This window comes from Streptacidiphilus jiangxiensis, assembly GCF_900109465.1.
Lineage (GTDB): Bacteria > Actinomycetota > Actinomycetes > Streptomycetales > Streptomycetaceae > Streptacidiphilus > Streptacidiphilus jiangxiensis.
Window position 1 is genome coordinate 117,913 of record NZ_FOAZ01000002.1, and the last position, 15,988, is coordinate 133,900.

The 15,988-nt window shown below is 69.5% G+C and carries 17 protein-coding genes; 11 read left to right on the forward strand and 6 right to left on the reverse strand.

All coding sequences use genetic code 11. The annotated features are described in order from the left end of the window. The first annotated feature begins 82 nt into the window (after positions 1-82). On the forward strand, positions 83-1,174 hold the full coding sequence (locus BMY61_RS03930; RefSeq protein ID WP_236656041.1) for a carboxylate-amine ligase: 1,092 nt from the start codon (positions 83-85) through the stop codon (positions 1,172-1,174). A 19-nt stretch (positions 1,175-1,193) separates the two neighbouring features. On the opposite strand, the gene BMY61_RS03935 is transcribed toward BMY61_RS03930, so the two are convergent. Then, positions 1,194-1,466: an isoamylase early set domain-containing protein gene (locus BMY61_RS03935; protein ID WP_042448429.1), complete on the reverse strand. Its 273-nt coding sequence runs from the start codon at positions 1,464-1,466 to the stop codon at positions 1,194-1,196. A gap of 195 nt (positions 1,467-1,661) precedes the next feature. Continuing rightward, positions 1,662-2,051 carry a WhiB family transcriptional regulator gene (locus BMY61_RS03940; RefSeq protein ID WP_082015074.1) on the reverse strand — a complete coding sequence of 130 codons (390 nt, stop codon included), beginning with the start codon at positions 2,049-2,051 and terminating at the stop codon, positions 1,662-1,664. Positions 2,052-2,962: 911 nt separating this feature from the next. Here BMY61_RS03940 and BMY61_RS03945 point away from each other — a divergent pair. The 5 genes from BMY61_RS03945 (at position 2,963) to BMY61_RS03965 (ending at position 6,468) form a co-directional block, all read left to right on the forward strand. Beyond that, a complete protein-coding gene (locus BMY61_RS03945) occupies positions 2,963-3,955 on the forward strand; it encodes a YhjD/YihY/BrkB family envelope integrity protein (protein ID WP_161791263.1) in 993 nt (330 codons plus the stop codon). 84 nt (positions 3,956-4,039) lie between these two features. Then, positions 4,040-4,426 (forward strand): hypothetical protein, encoded by a 387-nt coding sequence (locus tag BMY61_RS03950; RefSeq protein WP_052438745.1) that lies wholly within the window; start codon positions 4,040-4,042, stop codon positions 4,424-4,426. A gap of 137 nt (positions 4,427-4,563) precedes the next feature. Continuing rightward, entirely contained in the window at positions 4,564-5,154 is a 591-nt protein-coding gene (locus BMY61_RS03955) for a DUF2231 domain-containing protein (protein ID WP_052438746.1), read from the forward strand. A 204-nt stretch (positions 5,155-5,358) separates the two neighbouring features. Further along, a complete protein-coding gene (locus BMY61_RS03960; RefSeq protein WP_052438747.1) occupies positions 5,359-5,976 on the forward strand; it encodes a TIGR03086 family metal-binding protein in 618 nt (205 codons plus the stop codon). Positions 5,977-6,027: 51 nt separating this feature from the next. Continuing rightward, positions 6,028-6,468, forward strand: coding sequence for a VOC family protein (locus tag BMY61_RS03965; RefSeq protein ID WP_042448438.1), 441 nt, complete (start codon positions 6,028-6,030; stop codon positions 6,466-6,468). 44 nt (positions 6,469-6,512) lie between these two features. On the opposite strand, the gene BMY61_RS03970 is transcribed toward BMY61_RS03965, so the two are convergent. Beyond that, complete coding sequence (locus BMY61_RS03970; RefSeq protein WP_082015062.1) at positions 6,513-6,881, reverse strand: helix-turn-helix transcriptional regulator; 369 nt, start codon at positions 6,879-6,881, stop codon at positions 6,513-6,515. A gap of 172 nt (positions 6,882-7,053) precedes the next feature. Here BMY61_RS03970 and BMY61_RS43925 point away from each other — a divergent pair, with 172 nt between their 5' ends. Then, entirely contained in the window at positions 7,054-7,791 is a 738-nt protein-coding gene (locus BMY61_RS43925) for an STAS domain-containing protein (RefSeq protein WP_082015063.1), read from the forward strand. Positions 7,792-8,067: 276 nt separating this feature from the next. On the opposite strand, the gene BMY61_RS03980 is transcribed toward BMY61_RS43925, so the two are convergent. Beyond that, positions 8,068-8,391, reverse strand: a complete 324-nt coding sequence (locus BMY61_RS03980) for a hypothetical protein (RefSeq protein ID WP_042448441.1) — start codon at positions 8,389-8,391, stop codon at positions 8,068-8,070. Between the two features lie 295 nt (positions 8,392-8,686). Between BMY61_RS03980 and BMY61_RS03985 the strand changes: the two genes are divergently transcribed. The 4 genes from BMY61_RS03985 to BMY61_RS04000 all read left to right on the forward strand — a co-directional run bounded on the left by BMY61_RS03985 (position 8,687) and on the right by BMY61_RS04000 (position 12,851). Then, positions 8,687-9,424: a class I SAM-dependent methyltransferase gene (locus tag BMY61_RS03985; protein WP_042448444.1), complete on the forward strand. Its 738-nt coding sequence runs from the start codon at positions 8,687-8,689 to the stop codon at positions 9,422-9,424. Between the two features lie 114 nt (positions 9,425-9,538). After that, positions 9,539-10,837: a PP2C family protein-serine/threonine phosphatase gene (locus BMY61_RS03990; protein ID WP_042448447.1), complete on the forward strand. Its 1,299-nt coding sequence runs from the start codon at positions 9,539-9,541 to the stop codon at positions 10,835-10,837. A gap of 97 nt (positions 10,838-10,934) precedes the next feature. After that, positions 10,935-11,393 (forward strand): SRPBCC family protein, encoded by a 459-nt coding sequence (locus BMY61_RS03995; protein WP_042448450.1) that lies wholly within the window; start codon positions 10,935-10,937, stop codon positions 11,391-11,393. Between the two features lie 957 nt (positions 11,394-12,350). Then, the gene (locus tag BMY61_RS04000) at positions 12,351-12,851 is read left to right on the forward strand and encodes a hypothetical protein (protein ID WP_042448453.1); all 501 of its coding nucleotides are present in this window, start codon (positions 12,351-12,353) and stop codon (positions 12,849-12,851) included. Positions 12,852-13,281: 430 nt separating this feature from the next. On the opposite strand, the gene BMY61_RS04005 is transcribed toward BMY61_RS04000, so the two are convergent. Together BMY61_RS04005 and BMY61_RS44735 are read right to left on the reverse strand one after the other, a co-directional pair. After that, positions 13,282-13,626, reverse strand: coding sequence for a hypothetical protein (locus BMY61_RS04005; protein WP_143094155.1), 345 nt, complete (start codon positions 13,624-13,626; stop codon positions 13,282-13,284). Between the two features lie 1,479 nt (positions 13,627-15,105). Continuing rightward, complete coding sequence (locus BMY61_RS44735) at positions 15,106-15,525, reverse strand: hypothetical protein (protein WP_143094156.1); 420 nt, start codon at positions 15,523-15,525, stop codon at positions 15,106-15,108. Positions 15,526-15,988 lie beyond the last annotated feature (463 nt).

Sequence of the window (15,988 nt, forward strand, 5' to 3'; positions counted from 1 at the left end):
ACGCGCGGTACACCCCTTCAGGGCAGCCGGGGCGGTTCGCCCCACCAGACCCGGGTATGCGCAGTCCGTGATCACTTTGGGCGTGGAGGAGGAGTACCTCCTGATCGATCCGGCCACCGGTCTGCCGGTCGCGCGCGCCGCCCAGGTGTGTCGCGCCGCCGACCTCCAGCCGACGCTGGAGCGCGACGAGGTACAGCGCGAGCTGCTCCAGGCGCAGGTAGAGGTCGCCACGCCCGTCTGCCACGAGCTCGGGGAAGTCGAAGGGCATCTGCTGCGGATGCGTCACGCCCTTGGCCATGCCGCCGAATCCGCAGACTGCCGGCTCGTGGCGTGCGGTGCCGCCCCCTTCGCCGACCGACTGGTCATGCCCGTGACCGCCACCCGGCGCTACCGCGGCATCCACGCGGACGCCCCGCAACTCACCGACGAACAGCTGATCAACGGGATGCACATCCATCTCGGCATTCCTGCCCCCGCGACGAAGGTCGGCGTGCTCAACGCGCTGCGCCCCTGGCTCCCCCTCCTGGTGGCCCTGTCGGCGAACTCCCCTATGTGGCAGGGCATCGACACCGGCTTCGCCAGCTGGCGAACACTGGTGTTCAGTCGCTGGCCAGTCAGCGGACCACCCCCGCACTTCGCCAGTGCGGAGGAATACGCGCGGCGTACACGCGCCCTCGCCGAGGGAGGCATGATCCGGGACGCGGGACAGATCTACTGGCACATCCGGCTCTCGGAGCGGTACCCCACCATCGAGATCCGCGCGGCTGACGTCCAGACACGAGTGGACGAGGCGGTGACCCTCGCCGGCCTCGTGCGTGCTCTCGCCGATCGCGCCATCGCTGACCTGAGTGCCGGGCGTTCGAGCCCACAGGTCCTTCCGGAGACGTTGGCAGCCGCCGTGTGGCACGGTGCTCGCGACGGCTGCGCGGGCGAGGCACTGGATCCGATCTGCGGCCGGATGCGGCCCTTCGCGGAAGCCCTCGACTCGTTGCTCGATTACGCCGCCCCATCGCTGGAGCACAGCGGTGACGGGGAGCAGATCCTGCCCATGGTCAACCGGCTCCTGCGAGAGGGCAACGGCGCCGTGCGCCAGCGCCGCGAGCTGCGCAACAACGGAAAGACTGGCCTGGTCCGCATGCTTGTCGACCAAACGAGCGGATCGGCCGCGACCTGACAGGCCGCGGCCCACCCGCTCAGGTGTGCACGTAGCCGTTGGAGCCGTCGTGGTGGTCGGCCGCCTGGTCGTCGAACCAGTGCCCGCCGTCGGCGAGGTACCGGAAGGCGGTGACCTGCCCCTTCGGCAGGACAGCGCTGACCGCGCGGGATCCGTCCGCGCGCATCTGGAACATGTGCGCGCCGGGCGTCCAGTCGTTGAAGTCCCCGACCACGCTGACCGGGCGGTCCTCGCCCTCTGGCAGAACGAACGTGACCTTCGTCCCCTGCTTGACCGCCGCACGCTCCAGCATGACGACTCCTCACCTGCCGATCGTTCGGAATGCACCCGGAGCTTCCAGGGTGGCGCCCTGTCGTCATAGCGGGCAGGACGACAGGGCGCGGGGCGCCAGATTGCCACCCGTTCGGGCCATCCTGACGTTCAGCGACTCAGGGCAGCGCGCCGCGCAGCCGATCCGCGAATCGCCCCAACCGCAGCGGCGCCCAGGTCATCCACGCCCGCCAGACCCGGTGGAGTGACGGGCCGACCCCGAAGCACGTGAACGCGGCCTGCGCGCCTCGTCGGCTCGACGCTTCTCATGTCCACGCCGCGACCGAGCCGCCCGGCGACGCCGCAGAAGGTCGAGTCGTTCGTGCTCGCCGAGGCCTCCCCACACTCCGTACGGCTCCCAGGCGTCGAGGGCGTAGTCGCGGCACTGACGCAGAACGGGGCAGGCCGCGCAGACGTCCTTGGCTGCCTGCTCCCTGGCCTCGTAGCCCTCGCCCCGCTCCCCTGAGGGATGGAAGAACAGCCTGGTGTCCAGGCCGACGCACGCAGCCCGCTCTTGCCACTGCCACGCCTGCTCCGTTGCTCCCGGAAGTTCCGGCCCGCGCCCCATGTCCACATCCCTCCCTGGCCCGCATGTCGCGGGTGTCCGCGGCCCCGGGGCAGTCCCCCAGGAGGCCCGTCGGCTCACGTCCGGTCGGCTCTGGCTGCTCTGCGCCTAACCGCGCCCGACCCGCCCAAACAAGGCACCGCCCACCTGTTCTGTCCACCACCCGGTGCCGTCGGGCCGACGTACGTCGCGCCCGCGCCCTGGAAGGTCACGCCTGCTGGCCACCACCGGCGGCCGCGGGCTGGACCGAGGCCGCCGACCCATCACCTTGCGAACTCCGGGAGCCGGGTTCCAACCAGGTCGGCAGCTCGGAAGTAACCACCGAGTAGTGGGTCCAGCATGCCGGGCAGCGAAGGTCCAGATCGACGCACCACACGTCGGCGATCGGACGTACCTCCCCAACCGGCTCGGTCAGGTACCGCCACAAACCGGTCAGGCGACCTGCGGGAACAACATGCCACAGCCGCACTGCTCTGCCCGGGTTAGCGGGCCGATGCTCGGCTCGTAGCTCGAAACCGCTCATGGAGGCCTCCTCGACAAACCCCTCCCTGGACCGCAGGCTGCGGGCCCACCGCGCGACTAACCCTGCTGCCCAGATTGAAACCCGGCGTATCCGGCACAACAGGCATGCCGACTCGGCGTTCCATCCCCACTCCCGCGCAGATGTCCGGCGCACCCCGGCGTGTGGGTCGGCCTACTCCGGGCACACGCCCGAAGGAGCGGAGCTGTTGCGGCCGACGGGAGGAGTGAACGTCGATGTCAGCCCAGCACGACCCAGCCGCCTCCGATTCGCTGCCGCACACCCGTGCTCGGCCCGGCGACGGGGGCTGGCTGCCGTGAACATCTTCGAACGCGCGATTCTCAGGCTCGACGGATGGCAGCGGCGCCGGCGAGCACCGGGCTTCGTCGTCGGCGTGATCCGAAAGTACGGGGACGACCGCGGCGGGCAACTCGCCGCCCTGATCACCTACTACGGCTTCGCCGCCCTGTTCCCGCTGCTGCTGCTTCTGACCACCGCGCTGGGCTTCGCTCTGCGGGGCGACCCTGGGCTGCAGAACAGCGTGCTGAACTCGGCACTGGCCGACTTCCCCGTGATCGGCGATCAGCTCCGTAGCAACGTGCACTCGCTCCAGGGCAGCGTCCTCGCAGTGTCGCTCGGCTGCCTCGGGCTGCTGTACGGATCCCTGGGCGTGGCCCAGAGTCTGCAGTTCGCCATGGCGCAGGTGTGGAACATCCCCAACGTACGGCGCCCCGGCTACTGGCCACGGCTGGTCCGCTCACTGTTCCTGATCCTTGCGCTCGGACTCGGACTCCTGCTGGTCTCGACGGCAACCGGCCTGCTGACCGGCGTCTCCGGCCCCGGGACGCTGATCACCGTACTCGGACTGCTGGGTTCGGTGCTCCTGAACACAGCCCTGTATGTGGGCTGCTTCCGCATTCTCACCCCCGCGGAGATCCCCCTGCGCCGCCTTCTGCCCGGATGCCTGGTCGCCGGTCCGTGCTGGACGGCACTCCAGGCCTTCGGCGGAGCCCTGGTCGCACACGCCCTGCGTCACAGCACGCAGGTGTACGGCTTCTTCGGGACCGTGCTCGGCCTGCTCTGGTGGCTCTACCTCGGTGCCCAACTCTCGATCTACGCCGCCGAGGTGAACGTCGTGAGGATGCGGCGGCTGTGGCCGCGCTCGCTCCTTCCACCTCCGCTGACCCGCGCGGACGAGCGCGTGCTCGACGCGATCGCACGACAGGAGCTCAGGCGCCCCGAACAACGGGTCGGCAGCAGCTTCCCGTCCCCCGAGGAGGAGGGAGGCCGGAGCGAACCCTTGCCGGACCCCTCGCGGAACCGCTCGACACCCAACGGCGCGGTGGAGCGGGAACCGGGGAAGGCCGGACCGGAGCAGGGCGGTTAGGCCCTTTCCTCTGGACGCGTGTACGGCACGGCGAGCAGGGCAGACGCGTCGTGCAGAGCCCGTCTCACCACCAGGAGGGTCGTCATGTCCGGCACCCCGTCCCCACCCGCCCGATGGCTGTTCCACTACGAACTCGAGGAGTTCCCCGGCCTGGGCAGCCTGACCACGTACACGGTCCAAGCCGAGGACGGACGGCTCGGGACCATCCTTCGGACCGTGGACGCACCCGGAACCGGGCTGCTTATGGTGAACACCGGCCCTTGGATCTTCGGTAGGCTCCTGGCGGTCCCCGCCGGACTCATCACCGAAGTGGACCGCGACGCGGGGACAGTCCGCGTCGCGGCGACCAAGAGACACCTGCGACGCGCCCCCGACTACCGGGCCGACACCCCCGAAGCCTTCGCCGACTACCGCACCAAGACCGCCGACTACTTCGGCCCTCTCGGCGTGACCCAACGCCTCACCCCATGACCAAACGGCGCGACCGGCATCCCGGCCATGCCCCAATCGGCCTCCGGCCGGCGTAGAGCCCGCCTCGAACGGGGCCGTGCGGGGGGCGTGGGGTCAGCCGCCGTTTGCGCAGTGAGCCCAGTGGTTACGCGCTCGCTATGGACACCACCGCTGCCGCGACCGCCGACGACGTCCTCGACGACCAGCCCGTGCGCCGCGCCCTCGACGCGCTCGACGGTTTGACGTGGCTGGATCCGTTCGTGACGCTGGTCCGCCGCGGCGCCACCGCCACCGCCCTGGACCCGGTCCGGAACGCGCTGCGCGGGGAGTGGCTGGGGCACCGGCTTCATCCGGCCCTCGTCCAGATCCCGATCGGCTGCTGGTCCAGCGCTGCCGTGCTCGACCTCTTCCCCGGCGAGCGCCGCGCGTCGAGCGGCCTGATCGCGCTGGGGCTGCTGAGCGTCCCGCCCGCCGCCCTGACGGGCTGGATCGACTGGGCCGATCTCCCGCCGGAGCGGCAGCGCGCCGGGCTGGTTCACTCCGCAGCCAACCTCACGGCAAGCGCCCTCTACACAGCTTCGTTGTGCGCGCGGCTGCGCGGCCGCTGGGCACGCGGGCGGGTACTGGGGTGGTCCGGGCTGGCGGTCGCCGGCGTGGGTGGCTTGATCGGCGGCCATCTCGCCCACCGGGAGCCAGGCGAGGCGGACGAGACAGCCCAGGCCGACGCGGGTTCCGGCACCGCGGTTTGACGGGCCAGCTCGGGAGGACTGCGCGAGGTCTCCGCCGTCGCTGCGGAAACCCGCTGCCCGCGGCGCGGCGCGAGAGCCCGTCCTGGGTGACGCAAGGTGAGGCCCCAGCCCCCGCCTGGCTGTGCTCCGGAAGTGTCATCTCGGCGGACATGGGCATCAGCTCAGTCCGGACTGTCCGCCCGGAGCGCTGCAAGGAGTAGCACCATGGTCACCCACAGGCAGAAATCTCTCCCTCTGACCTGCGCCTACGACAGCGCGATGGACCACTTCGGCCGGCTCGTCCGGGGAGTCACCCCCGACCAGTGGGGTGAACCGACCCCCTGCAGGCTGTGGACGGTGCGCAACTTGGTCAACCACGTCACGGTGGAGCACCTGTGGCTGCCTGCGCTGCTCGCGGGAACCCCGGCCACCGCCGTCGGCGACAGCTTGGACGGAGACCGCCTCGGCTCCGACCCAGTGCTCGCGTTCAAGCGGGCCGCCACCGAGGCCCAGGACTCCGTCCACGAACTCCACGCCCTCGACGGCACGGTCCGGCTGTGGTCCGGCCGCGCCCGAGCCCGGCACCTGGTGAGCCAACTGACCATGGACACGGTGGTCCACAGCTGGGATCTGGCTCGCGCAGTCGGCGCAGATGAACGGTTGCCCGCCCCTCTGATCTCATTCGCGCTCCAGGAACTGTCCGAGTACGCCGACCGGCTCGCCAGCTCCGGCCTGTTCGACGCGCCGCTGCCCCTCACAGAGGACTCTGAGCCGCAGACCCGGCTGCTGGCCTTGACCGGACGCCGCGGCAGCCCCTACGCGGATCCGCCGCGAGGAGTGTGAGGTCGCGACCAATTCTGTGTTCCCGGGGATCGAGTCGTTAGTGTCAGAGGCATGGCTATTCAGCGGATGGACAACGTCGCCGTCGTGGTCGACGATCTGGACGCGGCTGTCGCCTTCTTCAGCGCGCTCGGCATGGAGTTGGAAGGCCAGGCGCAGATCGAAGGCCTCTTCGCGGACCGCACTGTCGGACTCGACGGTGTCCGCAGCGACATCGCGATGATGCGGACCCCGGACGGCCACAGCAAGCTGGAGCTGACCAAGTACCACGCCCCCGCCGTATTCGAAGCCGAGCCGCGGAATCCTCCGCCCAATACGCTGGGCCTGCATCGCGTCATGTTCGCCGTCGACGACATCGACGACACCATCGCCCGCCTGCGGGCCCACGGTGCCGAACTCCTCGGCGAGGTCGCGCGGTACGAGAACATCTTCCGGCTCTGCTACCTCCGCGGCCCTGCGGGCATCATCGTCGCTCTGGCCGAACAGATTGGCTGACGCTGGGCATGCGGCCGCGTTGCACAGCGCGGCGCCAGCCGTCGTCATGTTCTGGCCGACCCCGCGTCCTTCGGTGAGTTGCTCACGACGCCGTCGCCATCCACGGCGGGGGCACTGGGCTCCGCGGTGAGCAGCGCCAGAAGGTCGGCGACGGTGGGGCCGGCATCAGCGGGATGGCGCAGCGGGATGGCGGCGGTGACCTGGTACCTGTTGGCGCGGCCGACGCGGGTGTGAGCCAGGTAGCCGCCCTGTTCCAGGTCGGTAATGATGCGCTGGACCGCCCGTTCGGTGAGCAGGCAGCGGGTGGCGATGTCGCGCACCCGCACACCCGGGTCCCGCGAGATCTGCACGAGAACCCGGGCGTGGTTGGTGAGGAATGTCCACGTCGCGCGGGGACCTGGGACGTGCTCCATGTTTGCCATCTTACGACTGTGATTTCACGCTTTGTGAAGAACGACAATTCTTTCGTGTAAATCTTGACAGCTTGCCTGACCTGGGCGGAGCCTGGTGTTCGGCATCAGACTGTGCGCCCTTGGTTGTCCCTGGTGCACGCGCGTCCCCACCCGACGGAGGAGGGCGATCTCGATGAACAGGAGCGAACTGACCCGGCTCGCCGCCTTCCTGCGTGCCCGGCTCGGCGCACCTACGTTCGCCGAGCCGGTTGGACGTGAAGGCCTTCTTCGGCCGAGCGACAACGGTCACGCAGCGACTGGACGGGTTAATCCGCGACTGGACACGGTCGAGCGAGCCCTTCTGGGCGTGGACGCCTATCTTCAGATGGCGGAAGAGCATCCCGAACTGCCGAGCCTGCTCGTGGAGGAGCAGCGGGTCCTGGCGCTGTGGCAGGACCTGCAGGACATCGCATCCGAGTGGGCCGATCATCCCGACCACCCGTTCCCCCCGCCGAGGAGCGCGGGGCCGGTCTCGCTTGCCGGCCAGCGCCGCCCCAAGGACGTGCTCCCCTGCGGTTCGAGCGCGCCGTCCGCTACCTGTCACCGCGAGCTCCGCGCCGACGGCGTATTGGTCTACACGATGGGTGGGGACCTCGATATGAGTGCAGCGGATGCCCTCACCTTTGATTCCCCCCTCGACGCCGTCCGCGCCGTGGTGGTCGATCTGGCCTCCGTCACTTTCTTCGACTCCACCGGACTGAACGCACTGCTGCACCTGCGAGCGGCGGCCTTGAAGCACGCACTCACCGTCCACCTGGCCGCCGTGCCCGCGCAGACCGCACGCGTCCTGGACATCACGGACGTCACCGCGCTGTTCCCCACGCATCCCAGCCGCGAGGCCGCCCTGGCGGCAATCGGCACGCCCGACTGACTGGCGGAGGGCACCGCTGACCGCAACGGCGCGCCGCGAGAGCTTCAGTCGGGTGGTTCCTGAGGGCGGGGCTCCCCCGGCTCCGGCGCGGCCGGGTCCGAGGCCGGCCCCGGCCTGGGTGGTTCCGGCGGGGGTACCGGGGCGCCCGGCGGTGCCGGGGGATCCGGCGTCACCGCAGGGTCCGCGGGTGCGGGCGGTGACGGCGGCTCAGGCGGCGATGCCGGGGCGGCGTCAGGGTCGTGCGGCACGGGAACGGTCCCCATGATCGGTGGGCTCCTATCGGCCGAGGGCGCTTTCCAGCTGCTTCTTGTTCATCTTCGAGCGGCCGTGGATGTTGCGCTGCCTGGCCTCGTTGTACAACTGGTCGTAGGTGCGGCCCTGGGCACCGCTGTGCGACCGGAGACCGCCGCGTCGCGAGGAGGAGATGTCCTCGACCGAACTGCGGCTGGCGGTCTTCGACTCCCCGTGCCGGGCCCGTTCCTTGTTCACCGTGCGTGCGGCGATCTCCTCGGCGCGCTCCTCGCTCTCACCGCGTTCCAGCACGCTGTCCTTGATGTGCTCGTACTGCCGCTCCCGCTTGGGACTCGATCCGCGTGGCATGGTCACACCGTCCTTGTCCGATTGCTGTGGGGCGCGCCTACCCCGCTGCCGCGCCGCAAACCCACGCGACGGGTCTACCGGGAGCTTCGAACGTCCGCGCCGGCCTGCCACCGGACGTTGAGCATGCACGCGTCCCGAGCGCGCGGCCGGTACCGAAGGAACGTAGCCTCGGGACGTCGGGCTCAGGAACAGGCGGAAGGATGCTGTGGATGCCGGCTGCTGCGCTGCTCCATGCCGACAGCACGTTGAGCGACACACTCCGTCACGCCGACGGCGCCGGTGGATCGGCACCGCGATGACGGACCAGACCCCGGACAGCAGCTACGCAGTGTCCGCGGAGTTCTACGACATCCTGCAGGCAGAGACCGACCGGCGCCTCGCTCAGCGGCGCTTCGCCGAGGCCGCCGCCCAGGCCCGCCACGGTGTCCTCGACGTCGGCGCAGGCAGCGGGGTCGTCACCGAGGTGGTTCTCGCCGCCTCGGGCCTGCCGGTCCACGCCGTCGAACCCGCGGTCGCCATGCGCTCAGCCCTGCTGTCGCGCCTGGCCCACCTGGGAGCGGACCAGCGCGCCCGTGTCACCGTCCATCCCGAACCGCTCGACGCGGCGGGCCTGAGCGAGGTCGTGGACCTGGCCATCGCCTCCAACGTCATCGCCTGCCTGGAGCCCGCCACCAGGCGCGCCACCTGGAGGGCGATCGCGGCGGCACTGCTCCCGGGCGGGCTCCTGCTCTTCGACCCGCCGCCTGTCCGGCTCCCGGACGGCTCCCGGACGACGGCACGGCTCGGGCCGGTGCGGGTCGGGCCGGACCTCTACAGCGCGGAAGTCACCGAGCTCCCCGACCGCGGAATCCTTCGCGCTGTCTTCACCTACCGCGTGGAACGGCACGGGCGCCTCCAGCGCGAGGAGCACGAGTGCTTCGACATGTGGCCTGCCGCCCCCGAGCTGCTCGCGGGCGAACTCCGGGACGCAGGCCTTCGGGTCGTACGAGCTCCCAGCGCCGACCTCATGGCCGCACGCCGCCCGAGCGAGTGACCGGGTCGCCGGGAGGCCGGCTCCGCACCGTGCTCGGGGTGCGCGCGGCGGGTTCGGCCCGGGAGACTGGTGCCAACGGTGGTGAGCGTGTGCTCAGGAATCGGCGGTGCCCGGATGACAGCGTGGGACGGCCCTGTACGTCGGATGCTGGTCGACCTGCTGGCGAGCAGCCACCTCATGCCACTGGAGAGCCTGCCCGAGTCACTGCGTCGCTGCGCTCCCCCTGCCGGGTTTCCGGCCGTGCTCGTGTACGTGTCGGACCTGGAGCTGCGCAGCCTGCGGCTGGTCACGGGCAAAGGAGCGGATGCTGGCCAGGAGCCCGGGGACGATCCGGCGGAGTTGCGGATCGACGGCACTCTGGCGGGACGCACCTACCAGACTGGGGAGGTCCTCCCTGCAGGCCCCGTGCAGGCCGACGGTGTCCGCGCCTGGTGGGTTCCCATGCTGAACGGCACCGAACGCCTGGGAGTGCTGAAGGTGTGCACCTCCCGTGAGGACGACAGGGTGCGCGAGGACGCCGACGCGTTGGCCGCACTCACCGCCCTGGTCGTCGTGAGCAAGCGGGACCGCAGCGACTCCTACGCCCGGCTCACGCGGACCGAGCCCATGGCCGTCGGCGCGGAGATGCAATGGCACCTCATGCCGCCGCGCACCTACGCAGACGGCCGTGTTGTCATCGCGGCGGCTCTGGAGCCCGCCTACCAGGTCAGCGGCGATGCATACGACTACGCGACGTCCGGCACCCACGTCCATTTGTCGATCTTCGACGCCATGGGCCACGACACGGCGGCAGGGCTGACAGCCAATCTCGCCATGGCCACCTGCCGCAACTCCCGACGCCAGGGATGCGATCTGGTCGAGACCAGCGAACGGATCGAGGCCGACCTGATCGAGCAGTTCCAACGCCGACGCTACGCCACCGGCATCCTCGCCGACCTGAACACCGACACCGGCGTGCTCACCTTCGTCAACCGCGGCCACCACCTGCCCCTGATCATCCGGGCCGGCCGCTGGACCAGTCGCCTCCGGTGCGAGCCGGCCCACCCGATGGGCACCGACCTCGGCCTGCCTGTGCATCTGTGCCGTGAGCAGCTGGAACCCGGCGACCGGGTCGTGCTCTACACCGACGGCATTACCGAGGCCCGGCGAGCCGGCGGCCCGGAGTTCGGCCTCGCTCGGTTCGTGGAGCTTCTCATCCGCTACCACGCCGACGGGCTACCGGTTCCCGAGACCCTTCGCCGCGTCGTCCACGCCGTCCTGGACCACCACCAAGGACAACTTCAGGACGACGCCACCGTCCTGTTCTGCGAATGGCTGGGAACGGACACCCGACCCTCGGCCCACGCCGCGCACCTGACCGGGCTGCCCCCTGAGGGCTTCCCGACGCACTCGCACGTGTCCGGGCCGGACTAGGACCCTCGGGATTTCGATCGGTTTCGGATGTTAGGGCCTGGTTCGTGGGGGCACACGCACCAGCGTCCGTACGAAGCCGCGAGAAACGAGGAGACGCATGAGCATGGTGCAGGAATCCGTGGAGGTGGAGGTGCCGCTGCACACCGCCTACAACCAGTGGACCCAGTTCGAGGACTTCCCCCGGTTCATGGAGGGAGTGGAGGAGGTCACCCAGATCGACGCACGGCACAACCACTGGCGGACCAGCGTCGGTGGAGCAACGCGGGAGTTCGACACCGAGATCGTGGACCAACTGCCCGACCAGAAGATCGCCTGGCGCACGATCGGCGGGGATATCCGGCAGATGGGAGTGGTGACGTTCGAGCCCCTCGACGCCGAGCGCACCGCCGTCCGCCTGGCCATCGACTTCGAGCCGGAGGGCATGGCAGAGAAGGCCGCCGACATGATGGGAATGGTCGACCGGCGGGTCAAAGGCGACCTTCGGCGCTTCAAGTCCTTCATCGAGGAGCGCGGGATGGAGAGCGGGGCGTGGCGGGGCCGGATCACGCCCGCCTGACCCACGACGGGAGGGTGCCGACCCGATCGGCTCGGCACCCTTTTGTTCCCTGCCGCGACAGTGGGCCAGTCGAGGACATAACCACCACGGTCGCCGTTCAACAGACCTAGCTCGGCACGATCTTGTGCCCGGTGCTACTCCAGCTGCGAGGGGTGCGAATAGCACGCGCAAGCTTACCTTTTGACCGCGTGCCTTTCGCTCTCGTGGTGGCCGCGCAATTCATTGCACACCACGCACGGCATCGCACTTCCCTCAGGACGCCGATCCCCGGCCCGAACGGGCTTGCCGCAAATGCAGACCGCGTCGTGCGGAGCCTCGCTTGCGCCATCGAAGGAAGGGAAACAACGTACGCAGATGATATGCCGCAGCCGAGCTCCGTCGCCGGTGGAGCGCACGGCGTCTGTGACAGCCGCCCTCGTGGGGGCGGGTTCCTTCACAGCGGGCTTCATCGCGACCTCCGGATCGCTCGACTCCCCGACCATCACGATGTGCTGGCAGGCTTGCATCGAAATGCGCATTCTTCGTCCAACCTCCACCGCGCCTACCCATCCGTTCGCAATCAAAGCTCCCATGTTCGGTCGCATTCGCCGAGAGTCCGCCCAGTGCCGTGACCATGTGGGAGACCGGCCAGCGCGGACGCACAGCAGCGGGCCTTGAGACGGTCCATCAGATCGGGCAGGTGCTGATCTCACACGATGCCGCGTTCGAGGCGCAGCACGCGGCTGCGATGGCGGGCATGTGGCAGGCGGCCTCCTCGGTGAACATGCTGCCGCCCCAACCCACCTGGTTCCACAACTTTCCGGAACCGGCACAACCGGTCTGGGTCTGGCTGCGCGCTGCCTCTGATGCCGACGGGATGAAGGTCGCGCTCGAGATCGGCCCGTTCGAAACGACCCTCGACCTTCCCGCGAGCCCCGGTGGGATCCTCGCCCAGGTCACCCGATCAGTGAACGCGCGGTGGAGACGCTGGAGACCACCGGCCGGATTCCGGACGCGGTGTATCGTCTCGCCCGGCTGGACATGGCCTACCGCGCTGACGGGCGCCTGGGCGTCGATCGGGTCTACGACTCCACCACGAGCGCCAAAGGTGCCAAAGGAACCCATGATGTCGATTTCCCCGGCTTCTGGCGCGGACACGTGTGGCTGCAACTGCGTGGCGCGGGACCGACTGACACCGGTGTCGTCGACCTGGCCTGGGGTCCCTGGCAGCGCCGCCAGCGTTTACGTTCCGGATGTGTCATCACGACGCGCAGGGCCACTACCGGCTCGCCCGCTCTCAAGGTGCACGTTCCCCGCGGATGGGAGCTGATTGCAGGAGTCGGCGCGATGCCCACTGCGCAGGACATCAATGTCGGGTGGCGCCCCGCAAGCACGATGGCCGCGCTCAGGCTGATCCGCGACAGCCTCAAAGCGATCAAAGGTCCGACTGTCTCTGACAGCACGATAACCGACAGATAGTCCAGAGACGCGCCCTGCACACCTGCACCACGGACCCGGACGATCGATGGCGGCATCCCTGGATCGCTTACGGGGTCGTACTGCTCTGTGTCCGGCGCCGCAGCTCGTAGACCGGGTAAGGCATCACAGCATCGTCCTCGCTGTGAAGGTCGGAGACGCCGATGCACGTGAAGCCGGCTCCCGGGACAAGCAGGTCGTGTACATGGTGACCTGCGGCATGCGAAGTGAGGTTCCGAGGGCCCGCGACAGTCATGACCTCGGGGGCGGTGGATCGCTGTACGTGACGGTGACCGTGGTGCCCTTCACTACGGCCGTGTGGGCTTGCGGGTCCTGGGTCGCTACCACCTGTCCCGCGGCGATTGCCTGCGTCGGATCGGGCATCAGTTTCAAGGTAGTCACGGACAGCAGTTGGGCCGCCATCTGGGCTGTCTCATGCTCCAATGGCGGAACGGTCTCTGTGCCAACAGTCGCCGCGAGCAGTTGGTGGGCCTGTTCCGTCGCCTTCGATCGAGGAGAAGTAGTACGCGGTGGTCGATCCCACAGCCGCGCCGACGGCGCCGGCGAGGGTGCTGCGTAGGGTGGGGCCGTCGACAGCGAAGGCCAGCCCGAAGTAGAGGAGAAGGCCTGCAATCAGGCTCAAGGCGATCCAACTGCGCACGATGCTGCCGTAAGGGCGCCGCGACTGCCTGCCGTTGCCGGCCTGGGCGCCGTCGCCTTTGGCCTTCCAGACGAAGCCAGCCCGGGCGTATGCGAGAACCAAGCCGATCACAATCACGACCCCACCGACAATAGCCAGCGCGCCGAGCGCCTGCCCGCCGGGGATCGAGGTCGGGCCCGGTAGGGGCGAAGGGCTGGAGGGGGCGGATGTTGACGCCGCAGGCGTGGCAGCCGAGACCGACAACGGGTGCACGGTTGGCCTCCAGAGGCGATGACAGGCCGTCAAATGAGTCCTCCCGACTGTAAGCATCCGGTCGAGGACCGTGACAGCGACTCGCCGCGCCGTCCTGGGGGTCTCCTTCGGCCGGTCCACATCCCCGCGAGCGGCGGGGCAACGGCACGCAAGCCATCGCCACCGCGACCGGCGCACTGATACATGGGCCCAGGCCCGGGGCTTCCGCGCTCACGCTGGAAGAGGCTGGCAAGGGTCCAAGCACGGCTGGGAAGCCACCCACTCGGGCTGGAACCACGACGAGGACCACACTGGCGACTGTGACTGACGCTCAGTCACCCAGTCACTGCTTCTGTGGCCCAGCACCGCCGGAATGCGTCGTCCACCGACGGGCGGATCCCGCTGCCGGGCCGTCTTGGCGCACAGCCCCTCAGGGCGCGCGATTAAGCGTGGTGGGTCCTCGCAGGGCGTCGCGCTCAACTGCACTGCGCCGATGCGCTCAAGTCCGACTGGTCGGCGTTCCAGCAGGCCCAGGCGATGCTGCCGCAGTAAACGACCGAGGCGCCCTCGACCGACGTCTCCCAATTGCTGTCGACCACTACACAGGACGTACAGCAGTGGACCAGTAAGGGCGGCGGCTGCCAGTCCACCGCCGACACCTCGTCAAGGAGGCCAACGCGGCGGCGGACGCGCAGACCGCTGCATGGTGAACAGGTGAGACGTTCGGCGGCAGCCGCAGCCCACCCCGAGCCGGAAGCGTTGCGCCGAAGGCCCTGCCTTCGGCGAACCCGACTGCCGCATTCGCGGTGAACTCTTCTCGCCTACAGGCTGCCGTCACCACCTGCGAACAGGGTGAGCTCGCCGGCCAGAAGGACTGCCGCCTACTCGGCACCGACGCAGGCCCAGGGCTGGTAGACGGAGGCGGCCGGGTCTGTCAGAAAGTTGGCTCTGCCAAGATTTTCGTAGCCGCTGGGAGCTAGGCATCGAGGTCAACTGAGCAGGACGCGGTGGCGGAGGAGGGCACAACGACACGGTGCATCCGCGGGCCCCCACATCCAACCATCAGCCGGGCACATAATGCCCCCGCGCACAAGGTTTGAACGCGCGATCGAACCGGAGGGTGGCGGCGCACGCGACCGTGGCCCTCTGCTTCGTCGTGATCGCATTGGCTGAACGTAGGGGGTCTGTAGGACCCGATGTGCGCAGGCCCCGGCCTGGCGCGGGCCCGGGACACGCGTGCCCCGCCGGATAGGTTCCCGATCCGCTTCCCCGCTGCCGACACGCCGCCAATATGCGGCGGCGAACGACCCGCCAGAACGCCGGCTTCCCCGCGAGGTCGCCCGCGCGGGCAGGGCGTCGGGCGCGTCACTGGTCGGTGATGCCCGGTGCGGCCTTCTGCAGAGTGAAGTCCTCGGTCCAGGTCCAGCCGCAGTCTTCTGCGAGGTCGGTCCGTTCGCTGTACATGAGCGCCCGCTTGGCCAACTCGAGGCTGTTGATCTCGCGGAAGAGCGCCTCGGACTCCGCGATGCCGTCCGGCGGGACCTTGATCGTCAAGTTGGTGCCGTGCATGATTCCGCGGGCGAATTCACCGATCGCCGGGAGCATGGCCGGGTTGAACTCGGTGTCCGCGAGCGCCACGGGCGTGGACGCGCTGCCGTCGTCGGGGATGAACCGGAAGGCGATGTCCACGCCGCCGTGGTCGTTCGGGATGGTGTGGTAGTTCCGGACGGTTCCCCAGCCCGGCCTGGGACGCCAGGGTGGCGGTGGTTCGAGGTTCGTACTCATCGGCGGCCGCTCCTCCCGTGAGATGGGCCGCGGGGCCGTCGCCGGCAGGTCCGTGGACGTTGCTGGGGCGCGGCGGGAAGTCGCGGGCCGGGCGGCGGTGCCGCGTACGGCGTCGACGATCGCGTCCTCGCCCCTCCGCTCGATCGCTTCGAGCGGGTGCGTTGCGCGCCGCATCTTCTTGACTGGCGCCGGCGTGACCGCGCGAGTCGCCGTGTGCACGGGGTGGGCGACGTTGCCGACCGCGTGCCGTGCCCTCTTCACCGGCTTGGGCGCCAGGAGCCGCCAGATAATCCCATCGGTCTCGCCCGCTCGCGCTCGTCGAGTGGAAACCCTAAACAGCCTAATGCCAGCCCCGGGAGACCGCCCGCCGGGCCGCCAGGCAACCCGTCGCGCGCCACGCAGCGGCCGAGGGCAGGGGCTGGGATGGCGGCCCACCACCCCTGCCCCAGAGGGCGTCGGTGCC